The sequence below is a fragment of the Pseudomonas sp. TUM25319 genome (assembly GCF_056388475.1).
This window is the reverse complement of sequence record NZ_CM150751.1, coordinates 54,433-79,086: the sequence shown is the minus strand read 5'-3', so window position 1 is coordinate 79,086 and position 24,654 is coordinate 54,433. Positions and strand designations below refer to the sequence as shown.

Sequence of the window (24,654 nt, the reverse complement as noted above, 5' to 3'; positions counted from 1 at the left end):
CCGCGCCGAGTGCTCATCGTGTCCCGATTTTTTGCCCTTTTTGTCGCTTTTGTCTCAACCCTGGTCGTCCTGACCCCGGCCCATGCCGAGGTACGCGTGCTGACCAGCATCCAGCCCCTGCAACTGATCGCCGCTGCGGTGCAGGATGGCGTCGGCACGCCGCAAGTGCTGCTGCCGCCGGGGGCGTCACCGCACCACTACGCGCTGCGCCCGTCCGATGTGCGCAAGGTGGCCGAGGTGGACCTGCTGTACTGGATCGGCCCGGATATGGAAGGTTTCCTGCCACGGGTGCTGAACGGTCGTGGCAAGCCTACCGTCGCGGTACAGAGCCTGCCGGGCATGCACCTGCGCCACTTTGGCGAAGACAGCCATTCCCATGAAGAGCACGCTGACGATCCTGATGAGCATGATCACGATCACCGTCCCGGCAGCCTCGACGCCCACTTGTGGCTGTCGACGGTCAATGCCCGGGTGATTGCCGAGCGCATGAGTGCCGACCTCAGCGCCGCCGATCCGGCCAATGCTGCTCGCTACCAGAGCAACCTGAGCGCCTTCAAGCAGCGTCTCGATGCCCTCGACCAGCGTCTCGAGACCCGTCTGACCGGCATTGTCGGCAAGCCGTTCTTCGTCTTCCATGAAGCGTTCGATTACTTCGAGTCGGCCTATGGCCTGAAGCATGCCGGCGTCTTCAGCGTGGCTGCGGAAGTGCAGCCGGGCGCCCAGCATGTGGCGGCGATGCGCAAGCGGCTGCAGGAAGCGGGCAAGACCTGCGTGTTCAGCGAGCCGCCGCTGCGTCCGCGTCTGGCCGAGACCCTGACGGCGGGGCTGCCGGTGAAACTGGCGGAACTGGATGCGCTGGGCGGGACGCTGACGGTGACGGCTCAGGGGTATGAGCAGTTGCTGGATAACCTGGGCAACGGGTTGGCGGGTTGCCTGGAGAGTCTGTAGCGCCGTCATCGCTGGCAAGCCAGCTCCCACGGCGTCTGACCACCTGTGGGAGCAACTGTCTTGCTCAAAATCCGAAGGGTTGCATATCCCTCGTGGGAGCGGCTTCAGCCGCGAACGGCGGCGCAGCCGTCGTAAAGCCTGAGTCCCTGATCTGCCTGACACACCCGGGACACAGGTTTTGTGGCCGCTTTGCGCCCATTCGCGGCTGAAGCCGCTCCTACAAGGTTCACACAAGCTGGCCGGGCGGCGTTCCGCTTGCCAGCGATGACGGTTTAAAGGGCGAACGGCAACGCCAGCCCCACATCCTGCCGCGCCTTCAGGCGCACTTCGAACTCCGCCGGGTCATGGATCATCACGTCCATCCCCGCGAAGGACTCGGCGGCAATCAGCCGCGACAGCCAGAACCGCACGCACGCCACCCGCAACATCACCGGCCAGAGCTGGGCTTCGGCTGCAGTGAACGGACGCAGCGCCGCGTACGCCCCCAGGAACGCCCGTGCGCGGACCGGGTCGATCTCGCCGGCTTCGTCGCAGCACCAGTCGTTCAGGGTAATCGCCAGGTCGTAGAGCATCGGCCCCGAGCAGGCGTTGTAGAAGTCGATCACGCCGGTCAGGTGAGTGCCTTCGAACATCGCGTTGTCACGGAACAGGTCGGCGTGCAGGTTGGCCCGTGGCAGCGCCATGATCTGCGCGTGATGGGCGCTGATTTCGTCGAGGCTGGCCTTGAGCAGCGTCTGCTGGTCCGGGGTCAGGCGGTCCATCAGTTCATTGCCGGCGTCGAGCATCCAGTCCAGGCCGCGGTCGGTCTTGCGCACCAGCATCCTGTCGCGGGTGGCCAGGTGCACATGGGCGACGAATTCGGCGACCTGGATGCAATGCTGGTTGTTCGGCGCCTTGATGTGCTTGCCGGCCAGGCGCGGTTGCAGCAGTGCCGGCTTGCCGGCCAGCTCGCGCAGGGCCTGGCCGTCGGTGGTGCGCAGGGCATAGGGCACCGGCAGGTCGGCTTCGTGGAGCACATCGAGCAGTTCGATGAAGAACGGCATGTCTTGCACAGGGCCGCGTTCCACCAATGTCAGTACGAACTCCCCCTGTTCGAGGCTGATGAAGAAGTTGCTGTTCTCGGTGCCCGCGGCGATGCCCTGGAAATCTCGCAGGCGGCCCAGTCCGTAAGGGGCCAGAAAGGTTTCCAGCTCGGGCCGGGTCAGGGGAGTGAACACAGACATGGTCAAAAACTGCTCATACAGGCACGCCGTCTCGGCGTGCCGGGTGGATGTTGAAGGTCGGCGTTACCACTCGAAGATTTTCCACGAGGGGATCAGCATGTCGGGCTGGTCGGACCGGATGAAGTTGGCATCGGTACCGTCCGCACGCACCAGAAAATACGGCTTGCCGTTCTTCGGGGTGACCTTGATTGCGTACAGGAAACCGTTCTGTCGGTATTCCTGGATGGTTTTGTCGCCTTCCGTGCGAATGGTTACTTCCGGGTCGGCAGAGGGCGCGTCATCCGCTGCCAGTGCCGCGACAGGCGTGCCGACCAGCAGGCCGAGCAACAACAGGCGATTCAATGTACCCATGATAACCTTGTCCCTTTGTCGTCAATGATCCGGACATTCTAGCGCCGGGCCCGTCGAAAAGGTTGATTCCGCTCATGAGCCAAACCCCTCTCGTCCTGGTAGACGGTTCGTCGTACCTCTACCGCGCCTTCCACGCGCTGCCGCCGCTGACCACGTCCAAGGGCCTGCCGACCGGCGCGGTGAAGGGGGTGTTGAACATGCTCCGCAGCCTGCGCAAGCAGTACCCGCAGAGTCCGTTCGCCGTGGTGTTCGACGCCAAGGGCGGCACGTTCCGCGACGAGCTGTTCGCCGACTACAAGGCCAATCGCCCGAGCATGCCCGACGACATGCGCGTGCAGATCGAGCCGCTGCACGCCGCCGTGCGCGCCCTGGGCTTCCCGCTGCTGTGCGTGGAGGGGGTCGAGGCTGACGACGTGATCGGTACCCTGGCCTGCCGCAGTGCGGCGGCGGCCCGTCCGGTGGTGGTGTCCACCGGCGACAAGGACATGGCGCAACTGGTCGACGAGCACATTACGCTGGTCAACACCATGACCGGAACCGTGCTCGACATCGAGGGCGTAAAAGGGAAATTCGGTGTCGCCCCCGGGCAGATCATCGACCTGCTGGCGCTGATGGGCGATACCGCCGACAACATCCCGGGCGTGAAAGGGGTGGGCGAAAAGACCGCCGTGGGGCTGCTGGTAGGGGTCAACGGTGGCTTGAAAGAGCTCTACGAGAACCTCGACCAGGTTCCGGCCCTGCCGATCCGCGGCGCCAAGACCCTGCCGGCGAAGCTGCTGGAGCACAAGGAGATGGCGTTTCTCTCCTACCAGCTGGCCACTATCAAGTGCGACGTGGAACTGGACGTCGGCCTGGATGACCTGCACCTGGGCGAACCGGACCGCGAAAAGCTGCTGGAGCTGTACACCCTGCTGGAGTTCAAGGGCTGGATCGACGAACTGGAGCGCGAGGCCCGCCGTGCCGCCCAGCCGGCACCGGTGGCCGAACTGGACCTGACCATCGCCGTGGCCACGCCCGAGGCGGTGGTGGCGGCCGAAGTGGTAGTGCCGGTGGACCCGGTCTACGAGACCATCCTCGACCAGGCACGTTTCGACGTCTGGCTGCAGAAGCTCAAGGACGCCCCGCTGTTCGCCTTCGATACCGAAACCACCGGGATCGATGCCCATCAGGCGCAACTGGTTGGTGTTTCCTTCGCAGTGCAGGCTTATGAAGGAGCGTACATCCCGCTGACCCATAACTACCCCGACGCGCCGAAGCAACTGGATCGCGATACGGTGCTGCGGGCGCTCAAGCCGCTGCTGGAAGACCCGGACAAGCTCAAGGTCGGCCAGCACGCCAAGTTCGACATGAACATCCTCGCCAACTGCGCCATCGACGGCGACCAGGACAACGGCATCACCGTGCGCGGCGTGGCCTTCGACACCATGCTCGAGTCCTACGTGCTCAACTCCACGGCCACCCGTCATGACATGGACAGCCTGGCCAAGAAGTACCTGGAGTACACCACGGTCAAGTTCGAGGACATCGCCGGCAAGGGCGCCAAGCAACTGACCTTCGACCAGATCACTCTGGACAAGGCCGGCCCGTATGCCGCCGAAGACGCCGACGTGACCCTGCGCCTGCACCAGGCGCTGTTCCCGCAACTGCAGGCGATTCCGAGCCTGACCCCGGTGCTGACCGAGATCGAGATGCCACTGGTGCCAGTGCTGGCGCGTATCGAGCGCCAGGGCGCGCTGGTGGATGCCGAGTTGCTGAAGATCCAGAGCCAGGAGCTGGGCGACAAGATGGCCGAACTGGAACGCCAGGCCATCGAGCTGGCGGGCGAGGAATTCAACCTCGGCTCGCCGCGCCAGTTGGGCGCGATCCTCTACGACAAGTTCGGTCTGCCAGTGCTGAAGAAGACCGCCAAGGGTCAGCCGTCCACCGCCGAGGAGGTGCTGGATGAACTGGCCGAGGAGGGGTATCCGCTGCCGCGGGTACTGATGCAGTACCGCTCGCTGAGCAAGCTGAAAAGTACCTACACCGACCGCCTGCCGGAGCAGATCAACCCGCGCACCGGGCGTATCCATACCTCCTACGGCCAGGCGATCGCCGCGACCGGCCGTCTGTCGTCGAGCGACCCGAATCTGCAGAACATTCCGGTGCGTACCGCCGAGGGGAGGCGCATTCGTCAGGCGTTCGTCGCGCCTCAGGGCTACAAGCTGCTGGCGGCGGACTACTCGCAGATCGAGCTGCGCATCATGGCCCACCTGTCTCGCGACGAGGGCCTGATGAATGCCTTCCGCAACGGCCTGGACGTGCACACCGCCACCGCCGCCGAAGTGTTCAACGTGGCGCTGGATGCCGTCACCTCCGATCAGCGGCGCAGTGCCAAGGCGATCAACTTCGGTCTGATCTACGGCATGGGCGCGAAGAAACTGGGCAAGGACATCGGCGTCGAGACCAAGCAAGCCAAGACCTACATCGACGCCTACTTCGCCCGCTATCCCGGTGTGCGCGAATATATGGAGCGCACCCGCAAGCAGGCAGCGGAGCAGGGTTACGTGGAAACCCTGTTCGGTCGCCGCCTGTACCTGCCGGCGATCAACTCCAGCCGCCCGCAGGAGCGCGCCGGCGCCGAGCGCACCGCGATCAACGCCCCGATGCAAGGTACGGCGGCAGACATCATCAAGCGCGCCATGGTGGCGGTGGACAACTGGCTGCAGAGCTCGGGGCTGGATGCCCGGGTGATTCTCCAGGTACACGACGAACTGGTGCTGGAGGTGCGCGAAGACCTGGTCGAGCAGGTTCGCGACGAGATTCGTCCCTTCATGAGCGGTGCCGCTCAACTGGATGTTCCGCTGCTGGTGGATGTGGGAATTGGCGCGAACTGGGACGAAGCGCACTGAAAATGACGGTAAATGCTGCGGCATAAGGTCGCGGCATCGGCGCGTCGGGCGGGGGTGGGATTAAGAAATTTCCCACTTATCGCAAATAGTTTTCACCGCTCAGGAACTAAACCGGTGAACCACCACTCAGAGGTACTGAATGGCTGGTGAAGCCCTTCAATGCTCCTATGTTGTGTTAAGTGTTGGCAGATATCCGGACCCCGCCCTAGCGGTTCGGAACTTGAACCCCGAACTTCCCCCTCCCCATACGAAGTCCGGGGTTTTTTTTGCCCGGAATTTACCGGGCAAAAAACGCCAAAGCCTTATTCTGCGGGCTTGTCGGCCAGTTCCATCCAGCGTGCCAGCACGCCGTAGGCCTCTTCCAGGCCTTGGCGTTTCGGTGCCGAGAACAGCTGGATGGTGATGCTGTCACCCCATCCCTTGCGAATCTCCGACTGCACCTTCAGCAGGGTGTTCTTGGCTGCGCCGAAGGTCAGTTTGTCGGCCTTGGTCAGCAGGACATGCATCGGCATGCCGCTGGCTTTGGCCCAGTCCAGCAGCATCTGGTCGAAGTCGGTCATGGGATGGCGCACGTCCATCATCAGGATCAAACCCTTCAGGCTCTCGCGGCTGCCCAGGTAGGCCTCCAGGTGGCGCACCCAGTGCTGCTTGAGCGGAATCGGCACTTTTGCATATCCGTAGCCCGGCAGGTCGACCAGACGCCGATCGTCGTCCAGACTGAAGAAGTTCAACAACTGGGTGCGACCCGGGGTTTTCGAGGTACGGGCCAGGCTGGCATGGGTCAGGGTGTTGAGGGCGCTGGACTTGCCGGCATTGGACCGGCCGGCGAAGGCGACTTCATAGCCTGCGTCGGGCGGGCATTGTTCGACTTTGGCGGCACTGATGGCGAATTTTGCCGTCTGGCAAAGTCCGAGGATGGGGTTTTTGACTTGCATGGGATGTCCGGTGTGAGCGTTGCCTGGAGTGGGGTGCGGCAGGTGGTGTCGTTTCCGTTTCGGCAACGGAAGTATATAATGCCCTAGATTTTGTGTGCGCATTATCCCAGCGTAGGACGATGTGCACGGGGGCCTAAAACTAACGCTTGCGCAAAAGAACGCAAAGCAACCCCCAACCCTGAAGGGTCGTTCGCATGACGAAATGGCTGCTTGTGATCGGTGTCTTTCTACCGTTTTTAAGCGCTCAGGCTACACAGGATCCCGAGGCGTTGTACAACCGCACGTGTGCGGCCTGTCACGCCGGGCAGCTGCCACAGGCCCCCAGAGCGGGTGACCGTGCAGCCTGGGAGCCAAGGCTGGCGCAGGGTATGGAGATATTGGTCGGGCATGTAACCCAGGGTTTCAAGGCTATGCCACCGCGTGGATTGTGCATGGACTGCAGTGCCGAGGACTACCAGGCAATCATCCACTGGATGAGCGGTAGACCCGATACATAACTCTTTCACCCTTAGCCGTAGTTGGATTAGCTGATGAACAAACTTATCGTGAGTCTGCTGTTGACCCTGGGCGTTACAGGCGGCGCCAATGCCGCTGGCACTATCGTCGGCGATGCCGCTGCCGGTCAGGCAAAAACCGCTGTATGTGGCGCTTGTCACAATCCGGACGGCAACAGCCTGGCACCGAACTTCCCCAAACTTGCAGGCCAGGGCGAGCGTTACCTGACCAAGCAGCTCCACGACATCAAGGACGGCAAGCGCACGGTGCTGGAAATGACCGGCCTGCTGACCAACCTCAACGATCAGGATCTCGCTGACATCGCTGCTTACTTCGCCAGCCAGAAAGGCAGCGTCGGCGCGGCGGACCCTGCCCTGGTCGAACGGGGCCGCGCCCTGTTCAATGGGGGTGACCTGCAAAGCGGCCTGCCGGCCTGCACCGGTTGCCACTCGCCCAACGGCGCTGGCATCGCTGCCGCCGGCTTCCCGCACCTGGGCGGCCAGCACGCGCAGTACATTACCAAGCAACTGACCGACTTCCGCGAAGGCGACCGCACCAACGATGGTGACACCACCACCATGCGCTCCATCGCGTCGAAGCTGAGCAACAAGGACATTCAGGCGCTGGCCAGCTACATCCAGGGCCTGCACTGATCCTCGGGCACCCGTTAACGCTGGGTTAATGGTGCGTCCCGAACATGAAAAGGGTGGCCTCGGCCGCCCTTTTTTCGTTCTTCTGCCGTTACACTTACGAACTCGCACCCGCCTTGGCCTGTCAGAAGACATGTCGTTTCAGGGCGACCCATGACTGCTCAGGAGTAAAGCATGCGTAATCTGATTCTCAGCGCCGCGCTGGTGGCTGCCAGCGTTTTCGGTATGACTGCCCAGGCCGCCGAGCCAGTGGCGGGCAAGGAATATATCGAGCTGAGCAACCCGGTGCCGGTGTCCCAGCCAGGCAAGATCGAGGTGGTCGAGCTGTTCTGGTACGGCTGCCCGCACTGCTACAACTTCGAACCGACCATCAACCCGTGGATCGACAAGCTGCCTGCCGACGTCAACTTCAAGCGCGTCCCTGCCATGTTCGGTGGCCCATGGGATGCCCACGGCCAGATGTTCCTGACCCTCGAAGCCATGGGCGTCGAGCACAGTGTGCACGCTGCCGTCTTCGACGCTATCCAGAATCAGCGCAAGCGCCTGACCGACCCTAACGACATGGCTGACTTCCTCGCCACCCAGGGTGTCGACAAGGACAAGTTCCTCGCCACCTTCAACTCGTTCGCCATCAAGGGCCAGGTCAACCAGGCCAAGGAACTGGCGAAGAAGTATGAAATCACCGGTGTGCCGAGCATGGTGGTCAACGGCAAGTACCGCTTCGACCTCGGCACCGCCGGTGGCCCGGAAGGCGTGCTGAACGTGGCCGACCAACTGATCGCCAAGGAGCGCGCCGCGAAGTAAGCGGCGCAGACCATGAGACGCTGGAGAAGCGAGCGTGTCGCAAACCTGTGTGATCCACGGGTCAACGAGCATCATCTGGTCGAAAGCAGCCTTCCGGAGGATGGTCGCCTGCGACTGCTCAGCTTCAACATCCAGGTCGGCATCAGCACCGAGCGTTACCGGCACTACCTGACCCGCGGCTGGCAACACCTGCTGCCGCATACCGGGCGTGCCGGCAACCTGCAGAAGATCGGCGACCTGCTCGGTGATTTCGACCTGGTGGCCCTGCAGGAAGCCGATGGCGGCAGCCTGCGCTCCGGCTACGTCAACCAGGTCGAATACCTTGCGCAGCTCGGCGCCTTTCCCTACTGGTACCAACAGCTCAACCGCAACCTCGGGCGCTTCGCCCAGCATAGCAATGGCGTGCTCAGCCGCCTGAAACCGCAATTGCTGGAGGATCATCCGCTGCCCGGGCCGGCCGGTCGCGGAGCGATCCTGGTGCGTTTCGGCGAAGGCGAGGACGCGCTCGTCGTGGTGATGATGCACCTGGCCCTCGGTTCCAAGACCCGGGTGCGGCAACTGGCCTATATCCGCGAGCTGATCGGCGGTTATCGCCACCAGGTGCTGATGGGCGACATGAACACCCACGCCACCGACCTGCTGCAGCACTCGCCCCTGCGGGACCTGGGGCTGATTGCACCGCAAGTCGAGGCCACCTTCCCCAGCTGGCGCCCGCAGCGCTGCCTGGATCACATCCTGCTCAGTCCCAGCTTGACCCTGGAACGGGTCGAAGTCCTTTCCCAGCCGATCTCCGATCATTTGCCGGTCGCGGTTGAGATTCGTTTGCCTGATTCCCTGACTGTGGATACGCTTCCGGTTTTGCGTTAGTCCCCTTCTTTGCGGACCCAGGCATGACCGACGAAGCCCAGCGCTGGAAAGAGAAATACCTCAAGAGTATCGAGCAGCAAGAGAAGCTGGAGCGCCGTTGGGAAGCCCGCCTCGACTTGCTGCGTCGCGGTCTCGTGCGCAGCACCCTGGCCGCCGAAGGCAGCGACCGTGTGGTAGACGAGTGCATGAAGGAAATGCGCGACGTCATCCGCACCGACAACATGGACGCCGCCCTTGCCGGCCTGATTCCCCGTCTTGAAAAAGCCGTGCTCGACTCCGAGCAGCGTCGCGCTACCCGTGTTTCGCAGGTCACCACCGCGCTGTCTTCGCTGGTTGGCCAGTTGCAGGCGTTGTCGCTGCCCAGTGAAGTGCGCCGGCCGTTGAAGAAGCTCGGCAAGCAGGTGGAGATCCGCGCCGGTCAGTCCCGCGAAGTCCCCTTGTTGCTCAGCGAACTGAGCAAACTGCAGGGCCAGGCCCTGGAACTGCTGAGCCACCCGGAAGACCAGCAGAAGCAGGGCTTCCTGCAGCGCTTGTTCGGCAGCCGCGACGCTGCTGGCGAGGCGGGAGAACCGCAACCGGCGCACGAGCCGACGCCTCAGCCGGCACCGACACCCCCTGCGGCCGTACGTGACGACGATGACGATAGCGCAGCCGTGCAGCCGGCCCGTCAGGCCCTGCCCGTGGTGTCAGGTGATGTGGATGAGTTGCGTCCGCTGGCAACCGCTGTGGACGTGCCGGCCCCGGTTGTCAACGGGCCAGCGCTGGTGTCTGACCACCCGCTGGAGCCCGCTGCCGAGGTCGGCGCCGAGCCGACCGCGAAGGCCGAGCCTGAGGACAGCGCCGAAGTCGTTTCGGAGCCCGAGCCGGAACAGCCGGACGCGCAACCTGACCCCGAGCCGGTTGTCAGCCCCGCGGCTGAGGAATCGGTCGGCTCCGTCGATGATGCCGCCGAAGCTCCCGACCAGGAGCTGACCCCGGAACAACTGCTCTATTCCCTTCCCGACGGCACCGAGCCTACGTACAGCTCGGTGGCCAACCATATCGAGGACACCCTCCTCGGCCTGCTCGACGACCTGACCCTGCCCGAGCGGCATCGTCCGCAGGCACAGTCGGTGCGTGACCGCCTGGAGCACGGCCTGAACTGGTACGAACTGCTGCCGGTGCTGGACGACCTCGCGGTGCTGATGCTGGCCATCACCGACAGCGGCCAGCATGAGTTCGAGGCTTATCTGCAACAGCTCAACGAGCGCCTGGAGTCGTTCCAGAGTCACTTGCAGGAAGCCAGCGAAGGGCACGCCGACAATCAGTCCGCCGAGCGCGACCTCAACAGCCAATTGCGCGAGCAGGTCGATGGTCTGCAGAGCAGCGTCAAGGGCGCGGTAGACGTCGACAGCCTCAAGCACATCCTGGAAAACCGCCTCGAAGGCCTGCTCGGCACCATGGACGAGCACCAGCATCAGCGGGACCTGCGCGAAGAAGAGATGGCGACCCGGCTCAAGGGCCTGGCCGAGCGCGTCGCGCACATGGAGCAGGAAGCCCAGGGGTATCGCGAGCACCTGGAAGAGCAGCGGCAAAAGGCGCTGGTCGATCCGCTGACCGGCCTGCCGAACCGTGCGGCCTGGTCCGAGCGGCTGGACCTGGAAGTGGCTGACTGGCAGGAAAAAGGCGGCCATCTGTTGATGGCGATCCTCGACCTCGATCACTTCAAGCGCATCAACGACAGCTACGGTCACCTGGCCGGCGACAAAGTGTTGAAGATCGTTGCCAATGAACTGCGCAAGCGCTTGCGCAGCCGCGACTTCATCGCCCGCTTCGGCGGTGAGGAGTTCGTCATGCTGGTGCCGCAGACGGCGCTGGCCGGTGGTCTACAGTTGGCGGAGAGCCTGCGTGCGGCGGTGGAGGCCTGCCCGTTCCACTTCAAGGGCGAGCGCGTGACCATTACCCTGTCCGTCGGCATCACGGCATTCCGCCCCGGCGAGCGCAGCGACCTGGTGCTCAAGCGCGCCGACGAAGCCCTTTACCGGGCGAAACATTTGGGCCGCAACCGCGTCGAACAGGGGTGAGCGACCTTCAGTGAGGTACGTTATGCTATTGCATTACAGACTTCCCAGGCATCGCCCCTTGTCCATGAAAGCGCTTTTTTCCGGCCTCTTCTTCGCCCTGTTGGCGGGTTGCAGCAGCGGCCCGCAACTGCGGATCGACCGCAGCCACGTCTCGGCCAACCAGGACAGCCGCATCCAGTTCGTCGTCGTGCATTACACCAACGCTTCGCTGGAGCGCTCGCTGGCATTGCTGACCCACGGCGAAGTCAGCAGCCATTACCTGATCGGCGACGACAGCAATGCCACGATCTACCAGCTCGTCGACGAAAACCGTCGCGCCTGGCACGCCGGCGACAGCCAGTGGGAAGGACGAACCTGGCTGAACTCCACCTCCATCGGTATCGAGATCGTCAATCCGGGCTTCACCGATACGCCGACCGGGCGCATCTGGCATCCCTACAGCGAGGCGCAAATACAGGCGCTGATCCTGCTGCTCAAGGACATCGCCCAGCGCAACAACATCCAGCCGCGTCACATCATCGGCCACAGCGACATTGCGCCATTGCGCAAGCTCGACCCAGGCCCGCTGTTCCCCTGGAAGCGGCTGGCAGACGAAGGCCTGGGCATCTGGCCCGATGCCCGCGCGGTGGCTCAGGTGCAGGCGCGCTTTGCGGTCAATCCACCGAGCGTCACCTGGTACCAGCAGCAACTGGCACGCTTCGGTTACGCCATCGAGCAGACCGGCGAGTGGGACGTGGCGACCCGGCACGTCATTGCGGCGTTCCAGATGCGCTTCCGCCCGCAGCGCTTCGACGGCCAGCCGGATGCGCAGACGGCGGCGATGCTGCAGGTGCTGAACAACACCCGCTGATGGTCAGGGCCGCCGCCCAACGGCCAGGCTGACTCGCCCGCCAGTTGCTATACCTCTTGGTATTCAACGGGATATTTCCGATGTCATCTGCCTTCCTGATGGTGCGCAGCCTGCTTTACCGTCCCTGGCTTTTGGCCACGCTAGCGGCCTCGGCGAGTGCGGTCCTGCTGTTGCTCGCCAGCCTGGGCGTGGCGATGCACCAGTTGCAGGCAAACGAAAGCGAACAGATGAACGCCCGTGGCGAGCGCTTTCTGGAGCGGCTCGAGCAGATCTTCGGCCAGTTGCGCGAGGGGGTCGATCAACTCCAGGCGCAGCCCTTGCGCGGCTGTGGCCCCGAGATGCTTGCCGCGCTGCAACAGGTGGCTTTCAACAACCGTTTCGTGTTCGAGGCGGCCTACATGGGCGAGGGACAGATCTGTTCCAATCGCCTCGGCGATCGCACCTTCGAATCCTTGCCGCCGCCGGATATCCAGGGCCCCACCTACAGCTACTGGCTCAACACCAGCACCGAACCCGACGACAACCGTGCCGCGCTGGTCCTGGGGCGCGGGCCTTTCCGGGTATCCACTTCCCGGGGGCACCTCACCGATGTGGTCGATCTGCCGGCGGGTGGCAGCCTGCTGGTGATACTGGATCGGGGCGCCCGGGCAGTCCCGGTGCTGGGGCCGGTGCAGGACTGGCCGCCGCCCGGCGACGTCTGGCCTCCGGTTTCCACGGACGCCCTGCTGGAGCTGCCGGACCGCCTGCTCTACCGCATGCCCACCAAGTCCCCGGACTATCAACTGGTGCTGATCGCGCCACGGGCCAGCCTGCCTCTGAAGATGAACGGGGTTCTGTGGTTGCTCTTCCCCGGCAGCCTGCTGCTGGCCTGGTGCATCGGCTGGGCGGTGCTGCAACTGGTGCGCCAGGGCAACTCCATGAGCTCCGAGTTGCAAGGCGCCCTGCGGCGCGGCGAATTGCAGGTGCTGTATCAACCGATCTTCGAGCTGACCAGCCGCCGCTGTGTCGGCGCCGAGGCGCTGGTGCGCTGGCGACGACCGGACGGCACCCTGACCAGCCCCGACCTGTTCATTCCGTTGGCGGAAAACACCGGACAGATCCGCCAGATCACCGATTTCGTTCTGCAGCGGGTCTTTGACCAGCTCGGCCAACTGTTGCGGGCCAACCCGCAGCTTTATATCTCGGTCAACCTGGCGGCCTGCGACGTCATGGTGCCGCGCATCGGCCGGGTCGCAGCGCGGTTGCTGGCGACCCACCATGTGGCGGCAAGCCAGATCGCCTTCGAAGTCACCGAGCGTGGGCTGATCGATGTCGTCGTGGCCCGCGACAACCTGCAGGCGCTGCGTGCGGTGGGCCACCAGGTGTTGATCGACGACTTCGGTACAGGCTATTGCAGCCTCGCTTACCTGCAGACCTTGCCGGTGGATTGCCTGAAGATCGACAAGGCCTTCATTGATGCGCTCGGCCACGATGCCGCCAGCAGTGGCGTCGCGCCGCACATCATTCGCATGGCCCATGCCCTGCAATTGCGAGTGATCGCCGAGGGGATCGAATATGAGGACCAGGCACTGCTACTCAACAGCGAGGGCGTGAATTACGGCCAGGGCTGGCTGTTCGCGCATCCGCTGAGCGCACGCCAACTGGTCGAGCTGATCACCCGCGGGCGACGCCTGGGGCCGCGGCGGATCGACGATGAAGCCTGAGTCGACTCAGACTGGCAGCGCCATGTAGAACTGGCTGCCCTGCCCGGGCCGTGAGTACAGCCCCATCCGGCCGCCGTGCAGCTGGACGATTTCCTTGCACAGCGCCAGACCGAGGCCGGCGCCGCCTTTCTTGCGTCCGACCTGGACGAAGGGCTCAAAGATCCTTCCCTGCTGGCTGTAGGCGATACCCTCGCCGCTGTCTTCGACGCTGATAATCACCCGCTCGCCGTGGCGACGTGCCTGCAGGCGAATGCGGCCACCGCTGGCGGTGTGGCGGATGGCGTTGTCCAGCAGGTTGTCCAGAACCCTGTCGAGCTGGGCTACGTCGGCCTGTATGCGCGGCAATGGGCTGTCCAGTTCCAGCACCAGCTCGACCTGCTTGTTGCCTGCCGCATCGGCGTAACGGCCCCTGGCCCGTTCCAGCAGATCGTCGAGCACGCAAATGCTGCGTTCCAGTTTCTGCTGGCCGCTCTGGTAGCGGGAGAAGTTCAGCAGGTCGTTGATCAGTTGGGTCAGGCGCTGCATCTCTTCGCCGATGGTGTCGAGCAGGTCGCCTTCACGGGATTGTTCGGGGAACCTGACCCGCTCGCGCAGCAGGCCGAAGGCCATGTGCATGCCGGTCACCGGTGTGCGCAGCTCGTGCGACGCCCGCAGCACGAATTCGCTGCGTACCCGCTCGAACGCACGTTGCTCGGTAACGTCGTGCAGCACCATCACCGCGCCGAGGATATGCCCGTCGGAACGGCACACCGGGGTCAGGCTGTAGGTCAGGACGCGGGCTTCCTTGTCGATCTCCACGTGCAGGTCTTCCGGCACCCGCTCCAGGCTGCCGCCACGCAGCACCAGGTGCAGCTGCTGATCCAGCTCCGGTCGCTGCAGGGCTTCGCCAAGCCGGCTGCCGGCGCGGGACCGATCCCAGCCCAGTTGACGCTGGGCCACCGGATTGAGGTGTTCCAGGCGTCCCTGGCGGTCGATGATCAGCAGGCCATCGTCGATGCTGTCGAGCACCGCCTGCAGGCGCTGCTGGCCGGCGAGCAGTTCGTCCACATTGGTGGCCTGGTGCTTGCGCAAGGCTTCGGCCATCAGGCCGAAGCGACGGGTGAGCTGGTTGATCTCCAGCGCCGAGGTCACCGGCAAGGTGACCTCGAAGTCGCCACGACCGACCTGATCGGCCGCCGTCGCCAAGGCTTCGATCGGCTGGCCGAAACGCCGGGCGATGCCGTGGGCGGTCAGGAACCCCAGGGTCAGCACCGCCAGGCCGATGAAACCGAGCACTGCCGACATCAGGATCGCCTTTTCGCGAGAGATGTCTTCAGCGGCGCGGATATGCTCGACGGCCTGCTTGTGCGACTCGATCAGGCTGCTGCGCAAGTCGGTGAAGGCCTTGCCTAGCGGCAGATCGATACTGAGGCTCCGGGCGGGCGCGTCGGCGTCACGCAAGGTTTGCAGAAAAACTCGATATTCGTTGTTTGCCCGGGAAAAATCGTCGAAGCCGCCGGCTTCCCGCTCATGCTGCATGCCTTCATCGAGCAGTTCCTGGAATTGCGCCTGCAGTTGATTCAGCTGCGCGGCATCCCCGTCCTCATCGAGAATCCGGGTCAGTTGCTCACCCAGGTTCTGCCGCAGCTTCAGGCCCATGTCGAGGACATAGGTGTTGTTGCGGATCAGCGCCTGCTGCGAGCTGGCCATCTGCTGCACGCTGACCAGGCTCAACAGCAGACCGAGCAGGGCCACCGTAATCAGCGCCGAGATGCTGAGGAAGAGTCGGGTGCGCAGCTTCATCGCCCACTTCATAGGTTGTATTGCTTGCGTTTGCGATACAGCGTCGAAGCGTCGATGCCCAGGGTCTTGGCGGCCTGGTCAAGGGTGTCGCTGGTGGCCAGCACTGCACCGATATGGGCCCGCTCCAGCTCGTCGAGGCTGAGTGCGGCGCCGATCCGCGGCGCGTTGCTGACGGGCTGCTCGGCCATGCCCAGGTGGATGATTTCGACCTTTTCCTGCGGGCAGATGATGCTGGCCCGTTCGATCACGTTGCGCAGCTCGCGGATGTTGCCCGGCCAGCGATAGTTGAGCAGCGCAGCGCGCGCTTCCTCGCTGAAGGCCCGCGCCGGCCGTGAGTACTCCTTGACGAAGCGGGCGAGGAACCGCTCGGCCAGGGTGAGGATATCTTCGCTGCGCTCGCGCAGGGGCGGCAGGTGCAGGGTAATGACGTTGAGGCGGTAGAGCAGGTCTTCGCGGAAGCGGCCTTCGCGGACCATGTCCTCGAGGTTGAGGTTGGTGGCGGCGAGGATACGCACATCGGCACGGCGGGTGACCGGGTCGCCGACGCGTTCGTATTCCTTGTCCTGGATGAAACGCAGCAGCTTGGGCTGCAAGGCCAGCGGGAAATCGCCGATTTCATCGAGGAACAAGGTACCGCCGTCGGCCTGGTTGACCCGGCCAAGGGTACTTTCACTGGCACCGGTGAAGGCGCCCCGGCTGTGGCCGAACAGTTCGCTTTCCATCAGCTCGGCAGTCAGCGAGGGGCAGTTGATGGTGACGCAGGCCTTGCGTGCCCGCTTGCTCCAGCCGTGGATGGCGCGGGCCAGCTCACCTTTACCGGTCCCGGACTCGCCGAGGATGAGAATGTTGGCATCGGTGGTCGCCACCTGACGCGCCGTCTCCAGCACCACCATCATGGCCGGGCTGTGGGAATCCAGACCGTCCTTGGGTTTGCGGATTTCGTCTTCCAGCGCTTCGAGACGAGCCGAGAGCTGACGCACCTCCAGTTGTTTGGCGGTGGCCAGGCGCAACTGGTCGGGGCTGCAGGGTTTGACCAGGTAATCGGCAGCGCCGGCCTGGATCGCATCGACCGCAGTGTCCACCGCCGAATGGGCGGTGACGATGACCACACGCATCCAGGGTGCCTGAACCCGCATCTGCGCCAGCACGTCGAGGCCGTTGTCTTCGCCAAGGCGAAGGTCGAGGAAGCACAGGTCGAACACTTGGCGTTGCAGGAGGGCTTCGGCTTGTGCCGCGCTATTGGCGGTAGCAACGGTGTAGCCCTCGTCCTCCAGGCAATAACGGAAGGTGCGCAAAATGGCGGATTCATCGTCCACCAATAGAATGCGGCCTTGAGACTCCGGGGCTGACTCCATTTTCCACGCGCTCCTTAGGAATTATCTTGGTTAGTGTCGGAAAAATCGGGCAAGTTGCATGGTCAATTCTGATTCATTCATCTGTTTGCAGGCTAGCTCTGCGTTGACATGCCGCTTGTCGGGAAAATTGACGCGAAAAATCTGTCGCGCACCATGCAAAACGCACGACGCCGGCAGGCGGCATCGTGCAGGATGCTTCCTACATGAGTTTGGGTGATATTTTAACTCATTGATTTTTAAGGAAAAAATCTATCACGCAAGGCTGGCATGCAGGCTGCAATAACCCTCTCAAGTCAACAACAAGCTGCAGCGAGAGGAGCCCGGCACATGAAACCCGTCACCGCCGCCCTGATGCACCTGTCACCTCTACACCTGCGCCAGCTGCTGTTTCTCGGCATGGCGCTGCTGCTGACACTGCTTGCCAGCCAGGTCATTCACCTGTGGCAGGCCCGGCAGGCCGACAATCAACTGGCCGCCCAGATCGTCCGAATTCATGAGAGCCGCGCCGTCAGTATGGCCGCCCCTCTGCAAGCCGCTCCCCTGATGCGCTCCAAAGCGCTACCCGCCGCTACCGCTGACGCCATCGCTCCACTAGAGCGCTGGGTGTTCTAGGTATCGGCCGCCCGGGATCTTTTCCAAAACAGAAGGAGAATCACCATGTTGAGTTGGGCCATTACCTTCCTGATTATCGCCATTGTCGCTGCCGTGCTGGGCTTCGGTGGTATCGCCGGCGCCGCTACCGGTATCGCGAAGATCCTCTTCATTATCTTCCTGGTGCTGTTCGTGGCTTCCTTCTTCTTTGGTCGTCGCGGTCGAGGCTGAGTCAATGAAAGGCGTGATACGCAACGCCCTGGTTGCCGCCCTGTTGCTGGGCGGCAGCACGGCGGCAATGGCGGCCAATGACGGCCAGGTCCGGGCCACCGACATCCTAGGCTCGGACCCCGAGTATCGGGAAACCTGGCAGGACACGGTGAAGAAAGAGGAGCGGCTGCCCGAATGGGTGCTCAACCTCAGTGGCGTTTCCGAGCAGCAGATGTCGGCAGTCGAAGAAGATGGTGACAAGTACCTGGTGGGGCCGTTGTGCGAAAGCGCTGGCAAATGCCTGAACAAGCGCCTGATCGTCGCCTTCCGCTGGGACAAGGAAAAAGCCTACGCAATGCTGGTCGAGGTGCCCGAAGGGATGCCGAGCGACAAGTCGCCGACCCGCCATGCCGACTACCGGTGGATCGGGGACCCTGACGAAGGCATGCAAGCCATGCTCAGGGAACAACTCAAGCGTGATCCGAACTGGTACTGAGGCGCCGCCGGGCGCCTCGGTACAGGGAACGGAAGCTGAACCTTTCTTGCGTTCAGGCTTCTATGTTGCGCCCGCCCGAGGAGGGTGAGCGCATGACCAGGGGGCCGGGCTGCTCTGATTGCTTCAGGATCGGAGGGGCCTAGGGGTACAAGGAGTACCTCCGAAGAGGGCCGGGTCAGGAAGATACGCCGGGAGCGGTCTGTGGGGGCATCCTGAAACCGAGGGTGCCTTGCACGGACTTTCCCGGCCGCATCCCTTCCGGGTTCTTTCCTTTCACCCGACAGGTGGCAAATCGGCCACCCGCTCGTCTGTCCGACAAAATTTTTTTGACGGTTTTCCTACGTGTGAAAGGTGCTTTTCCACCCATTCGGATTATCGAACGCTGATAGCTTACGCTGCTTTATCGCCTGCTTAATCTGCCGGAATTTGGCGGATCGGTCGTATTCGGGATTCCGAACGACTTCTGGAAAACCCCTTCCGACGCCCGTTTTTCCGACAAAAACTCATGCCGATTCGGCATAGGCTACTCGTTTCCGGCATTAGACTGAGCCTCCCTCCAGCTGAATAGTTGCGCCTTTTTTCGCCAGCCAGCGGTCGATCACCCTGGCCGGCGAGGACCTTCTGCGGTGCCCTTGAACTGCTGCCGAAGAAGTCTTCCAGAAGGCTATAAGCCGCTCTGGAATGCCGGTTACAGCGTAAAGCCCGTGTCCACTTCAAGAAAAAGGTAATGACATGAAGAAGGCAAGACTGAGCCTCGCCTGGCAGATCCTCATCGGTCTGGTACTGGGTATCGCCATCGGTGCCGTGCTGAATCACTTCAGTGCGGAAAAGGCATGGTGGATCAGCAACGTGCTGCAGCCAGCCGGTGACATCTTCATTCGCCTGATCAAGATGATCGTCATCCCGATCGTGATCTCGTCGCTGATCGTGGGTATCGCCGGGGTTGGCGATGCGAAGAAACTTGGCAGTATCGGCCTCAAGACCATCATCTACTTCGAGGTGGTGACCACCATCGCCATCGTCGTCGGCCTGGTTCTGGCCAACCTGTTCCACCCGGGCGCCGGCATCGACATGAGCACCCTGGGCACGGTGGACATCTCCAAGTACCAGGCCACTGCGGCCGAGGTGCAGCATGAGCATGCGTTCATCGAAACCATCCTCAACTTGATTCCGTCGAACATCTTCGCGGCGCTGATGCGCGGTGAAATGCTGCCGATCATCTTCTTCTCGGTACTGTTCGGCCTGGGCCTGTCCAGCCTCAATGCGGAAATCCGCGATCCGCTGGTCAAGACCTTCCAGGGCGTGTCCGAAGCCATGTTCAAGGTCACCCACATGATCATGAACTACGCCCCGATCGGCGTATTCGCCCTGATTGCCGTGACCGTCGCCAACTTCGGTTTCGCCTCGCTGCTGCCGCTGGCCAAGCTGGTGCTGCTGGTGTACTTCGCCATCGCCTTCTTCGCCTTCATGGTACTGGGCCTGGTAGCGCGCCTGTTCGGGTTCTCCATCCTGAAGCTGATGCGCATCTTCAAGGATGAGCTGGTCCTGGCCTACTCCACTGCCAGCTCCGAAACCGTGCTGCCGCGGGTGATCGAGAAGATGGAAGCCTACGGCGCGCCGAAGGCCATCTGCAGCTTCGTGGTGCCGACCGGGTACTCGTTCAACCTCGACGGTTCGACCCTGTACCAGAGCATCGCCGCGATCTTCATTGCCCAGCTGTATGGCATCGACCTGTCCATCAGCCAGCAACTGCTGCTGGTACTGACCCTGATGGTCACCTCCAAGGGCATCGCTGGTGTGCCAGGCGTTTCCTTCGTGGTGCTGCTGGCGACCCTGGGCAGCGTGGGCATCCCGCTGGAAGGTCTGGCGTTCATTGCCGGTGTCGACCGCATCATGGACATGGCGCGTACCGCCCTGAACGTGATCGGCAACGCCCTGGCGGTCCTGGTCATTGCCCGTTGGGAAGGCATGTACGACGACGCCAAAGGCAAGAAGTACTGGGATTCGCTGCCGCACTGGCGCAGCAAGGAAGCGGCGGTGGCTGGCAAGGCCGTCAACTCCTGAGCCCTGTACCGAGCTGAATGAAGAAGCCCCGCACTGTCGGGGCTTTTTTTGAGCTGCTGTCCCGTCCTGAATAAGGTTTACACCTCCCATCCCGAATTTCCGGAGAGTCAGATGGAGCAAGGTGTAAAGCGCACACAGCGGGATTACTCACTGTCTTTTAAATTGGCGGTGGTTGATCAGATTGAAAAAGGCGAGCTGACCTACAAGCAGGCCCAGGTGCGGTATGGCATCCAGGGTCGGTCAACGGTTCTGGTATGGTTGCGTAAGCACGGTCGCCAGGATTGGAGCCAGGGGGCCTCGATCCGAGACGAGAGGAGCTGCGCGATGTCTGACCCCAAAACGCTCACTCCCGAGCAGCGGATCAAAGAGCTTGAGCAACAGCTTGAGCTGATGAGCCAGAAGGCCCAGTTCTTTGAGACGGTCGTTGATGTTCTGAAAAATGACTATGGTGTCTCGGTCGTAAAAAAGCGATCCGGCAAGTCCTCTCGCAAGGTCAAGTCTCAGGACTGAGCATTGCCAGGGCTTGTCAGTTTCTAGGCATCAGTCGACAGGCTTACTACAAGCGCAACCGAGCGGCTGATGGCAAAGAGCATCAGGCAGACCGGGTGGTTGAGTTTGTTCAGCAAGTCCGGATGCGCCAGCCTCGTTTGGGTACACGCAAGCTGCACTATCTGCTGCATTGCCAACCTGACAAACGATTCCAAGTCGGCCGAGATAGGCTGTTCCAGGTCTTGGGAGAGCGCCGTTTGCTGGTGCTGCCCAAGCGGGCCTACCACAAGACAACACAGAGCTTTCATCGCTTCTACCGCCATCCCAATTTACTCAAGCCCGGTCCAAGCCAAGTCGTTCCGACAAGGCCGGAGCACGTCTGGGTTGCCGACATTACTTACCTGCCCGCACGTAACGGCCCGCTGTACCTGAGCCTGGTAACGGATGCGTACTCCAGGAAAATTGTTGGCCACCACGTTCATGAAAGCCTGCATGCCGAGTCAGTGGCGCAAGCCTTCAAGCAGGCATTACGAACGCGACGTCGTCGCCAGCCATTAGTCCACCATTCGGATCGAGGCATCCAATATTGCTCAGCGCTGTACCAGTCACTGCACCAACGGCACGATGTTCAGTGCTCCATGACTGATGGGTATGACTGCTACCAGAACGCGCTGGCCGAGCGAATCAACGGAATCCTCAAAATGGAGCTGCTGTTGAGCAGCCCTGAAGATCTTGAGCAGGCGAGACAGATGGTTGACGAGGCAGTGCAGATCTACAACACAGAACGGCCCCATATGGCCCTGAAAAACAAAACGCCCGATGCAGTGCATCGGGCGTTTTGAGGCCTATCGGCCTACCTGAACAGGTGTAAACCTATTTCAGGACTAGACATGCAAGTTTCAAGCTGCAAGCTGCAAGAAAAAGCCGCCAGCAACGCCACCGCGTTCTCTTGCCGCTTATGGCTTGCAGCTTGAGGCTCAGAGCGTTTCTGAGCTGCAAGCCGCAAGCCGCAAGCAACAGCCGCAGCGACGCAGCCTGCTCTTTCTTGAGGCTTGCAGCTTGCAGCTTGAAGCGACACCGGTTGAGGCGACCGCTATCATCAGCCCATCTCTGGGGGAGTTTTCGGATGCTCAACGGCCTTTGGCTTGGTTTCTTCGTAGTGGCGGCCATCTCGGCCATGGTGCAGTGGCTGGTGGGCGGCAACGCCGGGATCTTCGCGGCGATGGTGGAAAGCATCTTCGCCATGGCCAAGCTGTCGGTGGAGGTGATGGTCCTGCTGTTCGGCACCCTGACCCTCTGGCTCGGGTTCCTGAAGATCGCCGAGCAGGCCGGGATCGTCGAGTGGCTGGCCAAGGTGCTCGGCCCGCTGTTCCGCCGGCTGATGCCGGAAGTCCCGCCTGGCCACCCGGCCCTGGGCCTGATCACCCTGAACTTCGCCGCCAACGGCCTGGGCCTGGACAACGCCGCCACGCCCATCGGCCTGAAGGCCATGCGCGCGCTGCAGGAACTGAACCCCAGCCCGACCACCGCCAGTAACGCGCAGATCCTGTTCCTGGTGCTCAACGCCTCGTCGCTGACCCTGCTGCCGGTGACCATCTTCATGTACCGCGCCCAGCAAGGGGCGATGGACCCGACCCTGGTGTTCCTGCCGATTCTGCTCGCCACCAGTTGCTCGACCCTGGTGGGTCTGCTGTCGGTGGCATTCATGCAGCGCCTGCGCCTGTGGGACCCGGTGGTGCTGGCGTACATGGTGCCAGGGGCACTGCTGCTGGGCGCGTTCATGGCGCTGCTGGCCGGGCTTTCGGCCACGGCGTTGGCGAGCCTGTCGTCGATCCTCGGCAACCTGACGCTGTTCGGCCTGATCATGCTGTTCCTGCTGATCGGGGCGCTGAAGAAGGTGAAGGTGTACGAAACCTTCGTCGAAGGGGCGAAGGAAGGCTTCGACGTGGCGAAGAACCTGCTGCCCTATCTGGTGGCGATGCTCTGCGCCGTCGGCGTGCTGCGGGCCTCGGGGGCGCTGGAGTTCGGCCTGGATGGCATACGCCACACAGTGGAATGGCTGGGCTGGGACACCCGCTTCGTCGATGCCCTGCCCACCGCGATGGTCAAGCCGTTCTCCGGCAGTGCGGCGCGGGCAATGCTGATCGAGACCATGCAGACCCATGGCGTGGACAGCTTCCCGGCCCTGGTGGCGGCGACAGTGCAGGGCAGCACCGAAACCACGTTCTACGTGCTGGCGGTGTACTTCGGCGCCGTCGGCATCCAGCGCACCCGCCACGCAGTGGGTTGCGCCCTGTTGGCGGAGTTGGCCGGGGTGCTCGGCGCTATCGCGGTCTGCTACTGGTTCTTCGGTTGATACTGGTTGCCCTGGGCTACGGTCCAGTCCAGTAGCTGCGCCATCAGGCGGTCGGTGACCTGCCCCAGGCCACTGACTACCGCCGGCACTGCCTTGTCGGCCTGGGGCTGGCGCACTTCGAAATGGCGGCTGGCGAGAATGCGCTGGCTGCGCCCTTCCACCAGCCGGGCGTCCAGGCGGATCACCACACTGATGCCGTCGGCGGTGTACTCGCTCTGGAAGGCCTGAAGCTCACCCACCAGCTCATAGTCGGCCTGCAGGTTGCTGTCGTCGGCACTCAGCCGTGGCACCCGGCCGTCGCGCTGGAAGGCGTCGAGCATGCGGTTGCGCAACAGCACCGGCACCGGGTCGGTCCAGCGTGCGCCGCGGTAGGTACTGACCTGGTTGCCCTCGGGCACCACGGCGATGCGCGGCAGGTTGAACACATCGCTGGCCAGCGGCTTGTTGACCCGCAGCGACCAGCTCACCGGCGCTACCGTCGACGCGCTGGTGCTCGCCGGCAAGCGGTAGACCTGGGCGTTTTCCGGTTTGGGCAGGATCGAGCAGGCGCTGCTCAGGGCGACCAGCAGGGCCAGGGACAGATAACGGGCACCTCTCATGGTGCGAACTCCTTGTTTTGGTCGCGGCCCAGCAGGTAGCCGCTGGGGTCGGCTTCGAGGCGACGGGAAATGGCCTTGAGCGAGTTGAGGGTGTCGCGCAGTTCGCGGATCGCCGGTGACAGCTCGCGGAAGCCCTGGGCGCCGCTGTCGATCGCTTCGCGGTTGCTTTCCAGCAGGGCATCGAGGGTGGCGGTGCTCTGCGCCAGCGAGCGCATGGCCTGGTCGGCACTGTTGGCGATCTCGCTGCCGCGGCTGCCCAGCAAGGCATTGGCGTTGCGCATCAGCTCGCCGGTCTGCTGCAGCGCGGTGCCGGCCTGCTGGCCGACCGTGGAGAGTTGGCGGATTGCCTGGCTGATATCGTCGCGTTGGGCAGCGATGGCGCCGGTGGTCTGCTCCAGATGTTCGAGGGTGGTGCCCAGGCGCGTGGCGTTTTCCTCGGAGAACAGCCGGTTGGCGTTGTGCAGCAGCAGGTTGATGTTGGTCACCAGGTCGCTGCTGTTGGTCAACAGGCGAGCGATGGGCGATGGCGAGGCGATGATCACCGGCAGCTTGCCGCCCTTGCCCACCAGCGGCGGGCTTTGCGGGGTGCCACCGCTGAGCTGGATCAGTGAGGTGCCGGTGACGCCGGTCAGGGTCAGCTTGGCCTGGGTGTCCTGCTTGACCGGGGTTTCGGCGTTGAGGCGAATGCGTGCCAGCACCCGGCGCGGATCCTCGGGGTCCAGGCGCAGGCTGGTGACATCGCCCACCTTGATCCCGCTGTACTGCACGGCGCTGCCCTTGGACAGTCCGGTGACTGGCTCGTTGAACACCACCTCGTAGTCCTTGAAGGTGCTGTCGACGCTGGACTTGGCGAGCCACAGGCCGAACAGCATGGCGCCGGCCACCACCAGGACGGTGACCATTCCGATCAGCACATGGTGCGCGCGGGTTTCCAT

22 protein-coding genes are annotated in these 24,654 nt (G+C 63.0%); 15 read left to right on the top strand and 7 right to left on the bottom strand.

The window, feature by feature from the left end; genetic code table 11:
* Positions 1-9 precede the first annotated feature (9 nt).
* Entirely contained in the window at positions 10-948 is a 939-nt protein-coding gene (locus AC05QJ_RS00310; protein WP_476745085.1) for a zinc ABC transporter substrate-binding protein, read from the top strand.
* 272 nt (positions 949-1,220) lie between these two features.
* Here the strand turns inward: AC05QJ_RS00310 and AC05QJ_RS00305 are convergent, their stop codons facing one another.
* Both AC05QJ_RS00305 and AC05QJ_RS00300 read right to left on the bottom strand, forming a co-directional pair.
* The gene (locus AC05QJ_RS00305; protein ID WP_476745084.1) at positions 1,221-2,171 is read right to left on the bottom strand and encodes a homoserine kinase; all 951 of its coding nucleotides are present in this window, start codon (positions 2,169-2,171) and stop codon (positions 1,221-1,223) included.
* Positions 2,172-2,234: 63 nt separating this feature from the next.
* Positions 2,235-2,522, bottom strand: coding sequence for a DUF2782 domain-containing protein (locus AC05QJ_RS00300; RefSeq protein ID WP_476745083.1), 288 nt, complete (start codon positions 2,520-2,522; stop codon positions 2,235-2,237).
* Between the two features lie 74 nt (positions 2,523-2,596).
* Between AC05QJ_RS00300 and polA the strand changes: the two genes are divergently transcribed.
* A complete protein-coding gene (gene polA, locus AC05QJ_RS00295) occupies positions 2,597-5,410 on the top strand; it encodes a DNA polymerase I (protein ID WP_476745082.1) in 2,814 nt (937 codons plus the stop codon).
* 302 nt (positions 5,411-5,712) lie between these two features.
* Here polA and yihA read toward each other — a convergent pair whose 3' ends face one another.
* Positions 5,713-6,345: a ribosome biogenesis GTP-binding protein YihA/YsxC gene (gene yihA / locus AC05QJ_RS00290; protein WP_476745081.1), complete on the bottom strand. Its 633-nt coding sequence runs from the start codon at positions 6,343-6,345 to the stop codon at positions 5,713-5,715.
* Between the two features lie 194 nt (positions 6,346-6,539).
* Here yihA and AC05QJ_RS00285 point away from each other — a divergent pair, with 194 nt between their 5' ends.
* The 7 genes from AC05QJ_RS00285 (at position 6,540) to AC05QJ_RS00255 (ending at position 13,777) form a co-directional block, all read left to right on the top strand.
* On the top strand, positions 6,540-6,842 hold the full coding sequence (locus AC05QJ_RS00285) for a c-type cytochrome (RefSeq protein WP_476745080.1): 303 nt from the start codon (positions 6,540-6,542) through the stop codon (positions 6,840-6,842).
* A gap of 33 nt (positions 6,843-6,875) precedes the next feature.
* The gene (locus AC05QJ_RS00280) at positions 6,876-7,493 is read left to right on the top strand and encodes a c-type cytochrome (protein ID WP_476745079.1); all 618 of its coding nucleotides are present in this window, start codon (positions 6,876-6,878) and stop codon (positions 7,491-7,493) included.
* Between the two features lie 171 nt (positions 7,494-7,664).
* On the top strand, positions 7,665-8,294 hold the full coding sequence (gene dsbA / locus AC05QJ_RS00275; RefSeq protein WP_476745078.1) for a thiol:disulfide interchange protein DsbA: 630 nt from the start codon (positions 7,665-7,667) through the stop codon (positions 8,292-8,294).
* A gap of 12 nt (positions 8,295-8,306) precedes the next feature.
* The gene (locus AC05QJ_RS00270) at positions 8,307-9,161 is read left to right on the top strand and encodes an endonuclease/exonuclease/phosphatase family protein (RefSeq protein ID WP_476745077.1); all 855 of its coding nucleotides are present in this window, start codon (positions 8,307-8,309) and stop codon (positions 9,159-9,161) included.
* Positions 9,162-9,184: 23 nt separating this feature from the next.
* Positions 9,185-11,224, top strand: coding sequence for a diguanylate cyclase (locus tag AC05QJ_RS00265; protein ID WP_476745076.1), 2,040 nt, complete (start codon positions 9,185-9,187; stop codon positions 11,222-11,224).
* Positions 11,225-11,288: 64 nt separating this feature from the next.
* Complete coding sequence (locus tag AC05QJ_RS00260) at positions 11,289-12,074, top strand: N-acetylmuramoyl-L-alanine amidase (RefSeq protein ID WP_476745075.1); 786 nt, start codon at positions 11,289-11,291, stop codon at positions 12,072-12,074.
* Between the two features lie 80 nt (positions 12,075-12,154).
* Positions 12,155-13,777, top strand: coding sequence for an EAL domain-containing protein (locus AC05QJ_RS00255; protein WP_476745074.1), 1,623 nt, complete (start codon positions 12,155-12,157; stop codon positions 13,775-13,777).
* A gap of 6 nt (positions 13,778-13,783) precedes the next feature.
* Here AC05QJ_RS00255 and AC05QJ_RS00250 read toward each other — a convergent pair whose 3' ends face one another.
* Positions 13,784-15,571, bottom strand: coding sequence for a KinB sensor domain-containing domain (locus AC05QJ_RS00250; RefSeq protein ID WP_476745073.1), 1,788 nt, complete (start codon positions 15,569-15,571; stop codon positions 13,784-13,786).
* Positions 15,568-16,914, bottom strand: coding sequence for a sigma-54-dependent response regulator transcription factor AlgB (gene algB, locus AC05QJ_RS00245; protein ID WP_476745072.1), 1,347 nt, complete (start codon positions 16,912-16,914; stop codon positions 15,568-15,570). The genes AC05QJ_RS00250 and algB overlap by 4 nt, the downstream gene beginning before the upstream one ends.
* 327 nt (positions 16,915-17,241) lie before the next feature.
* Here algB and AC05QJ_RS00240 point away from each other — a divergent pair, with 327 nt between their 5' ends.
* The 6 genes from AC05QJ_RS00240 to AC05QJ_RS00215 all read left to right on the top strand — a co-directional run bounded on the left by AC05QJ_RS00240 (position 17,242) and on the right by AC05QJ_RS00215 (position 23,120).
* Positions 17,242-17,526 (top strand): hypothetical protein, encoded by a 285-nt coding sequence (locus tag AC05QJ_RS00240; RefSeq protein WP_476745071.1) that lies wholly within the window; start codon positions 17,242-17,244, stop codon positions 17,524-17,526.
* Between the two features lie 45 nt (positions 17,527-17,571).
* Positions 17,572-17,736 (top strand): DUF1328 domain-containing protein, encoded by a 165-nt coding sequence (locus AC05QJ_RS00235; RefSeq protein WP_042127667.1) that lies wholly within the window; start codon positions 17,572-17,574, stop codon positions 17,734-17,736.
* 4 nt (positions 17,737-17,740) lie between these two features.
* A complete protein-coding gene (locus AC05QJ_RS00230) occupies positions 17,741-18,211 on the top strand; it encodes an inhibitor of vertebrate lysozyme family protein (RefSeq protein ID WP_476745070.1) in 471 nt (156 codons plus the stop codon).
* Positions 18,212-18,943: 732 nt separating this feature from the next.
* Entirely contained in the window at positions 18,944-20,275 is a 1,332-nt protein-coding gene (gltP, locus tag AC05QJ_RS00225) for a glutamate/aspartate:proton symporter GltP (protein ID WP_476745069.1), read from the top strand.
* Between the two features lie 111 nt (positions 20,276-20,386).
* A protein-coding gene (locus AC05QJ_RS00220) for an IS3 family transposase (protein WP_476745068.1) occupies positions 20,387-21,606 on the top strand; the annotation gives its coding sequence in 2 pieces (ribosomal slippage) (positions 20,387-20,735 and positions 20,735-21,606; 1,221 coding nt in all).
* Positions 21,607-21,890: 284 nt separating this feature from the next.
* The gene (locus AC05QJ_RS00215) at positions 21,891-23,120 is read left to right on the top strand and encodes a nucleoside recognition domain-containing protein (RefSeq protein ID WP_476745067.1); all 1,230 of its coding nucleotides are present in this window, start codon (positions 21,891-21,893) and stop codon (positions 23,118-23,120) included.
* On the opposite strand, the gene AC05QJ_RS00210 is transcribed toward AC05QJ_RS00215, so the two are convergent.
* Both AC05QJ_RS00210 and AC05QJ_RS00205 read right to left on the bottom strand, forming a co-directional pair.
* The gene (locus tag AC05QJ_RS00210) at positions 23,102-23,719 is read right to left on the bottom strand and encodes an ABC-type transport auxiliary lipoprotein family protein (RefSeq protein ID WP_476745066.1); all 618 of its coding nucleotides are present in this window, start codon (positions 23,717-23,719) and stop codon (positions 23,102-23,104) included. The genes AC05QJ_RS00215 and AC05QJ_RS00210 overlap by 19 nt on opposite strands.
* Positions 23,716-24,654, bottom strand: coding sequence for an MlaD family protein (locus tag AC05QJ_RS00205; protein ID WP_476745065.1), 939 nt, complete (start codon positions 24,652-24,654; stop codon positions 23,716-23,718). Before AC05QJ_RS00205 ends, AC05QJ_RS00210 begins: the two co-directional genes overlap by 4 nt.

Coding starts and splice junctions, on each gene's coding strand:
- yihA (WP_476745081.1), bottom strand. CDS start 6,345: ATGCAAGTCAAAAACCCCATCCTCGGACTTTGCCAGACGGCAAAATTC.
- AC05QJ_RS00280 (WP_476745079.1), top strand. CDS start 6,876: ATGAACAAACTTATCGTGAGTCTGCTGTTGACCCTGGGCGTTACAGGC.
- AC05QJ_RS00210 (WP_476745066.1), bottom strand. CDS start 23,719: ATGAGAGGTGCCCGTTATCTGTCCCTGGCCCTGCTGGTCGCCCTGAGC.
- AC05QJ_RS00300 (WP_476745083.1), bottom strand. CDS start 2,522: ATGGGTACATTGAATCGCCTGTTGTTGCTCGGCCTGCTGGTCGGCACG.
- AC05QJ_RS00265 (WP_476745076.1), top strand. CDS start 9,185: ATGACCGACGAAGCCCAGCGCTGGAAAGAGAAATACCTCAAGAGTATC.
- AC05QJ_RS00230 (WP_476745070.1), top strand. CDS start 17,741: ATGAAAGGCGTGATACGCAACGCCCTGGTTGCCGCCCTGTTGCTGGGC.
- AC05QJ_RS00205 (WP_476745065.1), bottom strand. CDS start 24,654: ATGGAAACCCGCGCGCACCATGTGCTGATCGGAATGGTCACCGTCCTG.
- dsbA (WP_476745078.1), top strand. CDS start 7,665: ATGCGTAATCTGATTCTCAGCGCCGCGCTGGTGGCTGCCAGCGTTTTC.
- polA (WP_476745082.1), top strand. CDS start 2,597: ATGAGCCAAACCCCTCTCGTCCTGGTAGACGGTTCGTCGTACCTCTAC.
- AC05QJ_RS00285 (WP_476745080.1), top strand. CDS start 6,540: ATGACGAAATGGCTGCTTGTGATCGGTGTCTTTCTACCGTTTTTAAGC.
- AC05QJ_RS00305 (WP_476745084.1), bottom strand. CDS start 2,171: ATGTCTGTGTTCACTCCCCTGACCCGGCCCGAGCTGGAAACCTTTCTG.
- AC05QJ_RS00215 (WP_476745067.1), top strand. CDS start 21,891: ATGCTCAACGGCCTTTGGCTTGGTTTCTTCGTAGTGGCGGCCATCTCG.
- AC05QJ_RS00240 (WP_476745071.1), top strand. CDS start 17,242: ATGAAACCCGTCACCGCCGCCCTGATGCACCTGTCACCTCTACACCTG.
- AC05QJ_RS00260 (WP_476745075.1), top strand. CDS start 11,289: ATGAAAGCGCTTTTTTCCGGCCTCTTCTTCGCCCTGTTGGCGGGTTGC.
- AC05QJ_RS00255 (WP_476745074.1), top strand. CDS start 12,155: ATGTCATCTGCCTTCCTGATGGTGCGCAGCCTGCTTTACCGTCCCTGG.
- algB (WP_476745072.1), bottom strand. CDS start 16,914: ATGGAGTCAGCCCCGGAGTCTCAAGGCCGCATTCTATTGGTGGACGAT.
- AC05QJ_RS00250 (WP_476745073.1), bottom strand. CDS start 15,571: ATGAAGTGGGCGATGAAGCTGCGCACCCGACTCTTCCTCAGCATCTCG.
- AC05QJ_RS00235 (WP_042127667.1), top strand. CDS start 17,572: ATGTTGAGTTGGGCCATTACCTTCCTGATTATCGCCATTGTCGCTGCC.
- AC05QJ_RS00270 (WP_476745077.1), top strand. CDS start 8,307: ATGAGACGCTGGAGAAGCGAGCGTGTCGCAAACCTGTGTGATCCACGG.
- gltP (WP_476745069.1), top strand. CDS start 18,944: ATGAAGAAGGCAAGACTGAGCCTCGCCTGGCAGATCCTCATCGGTCTG.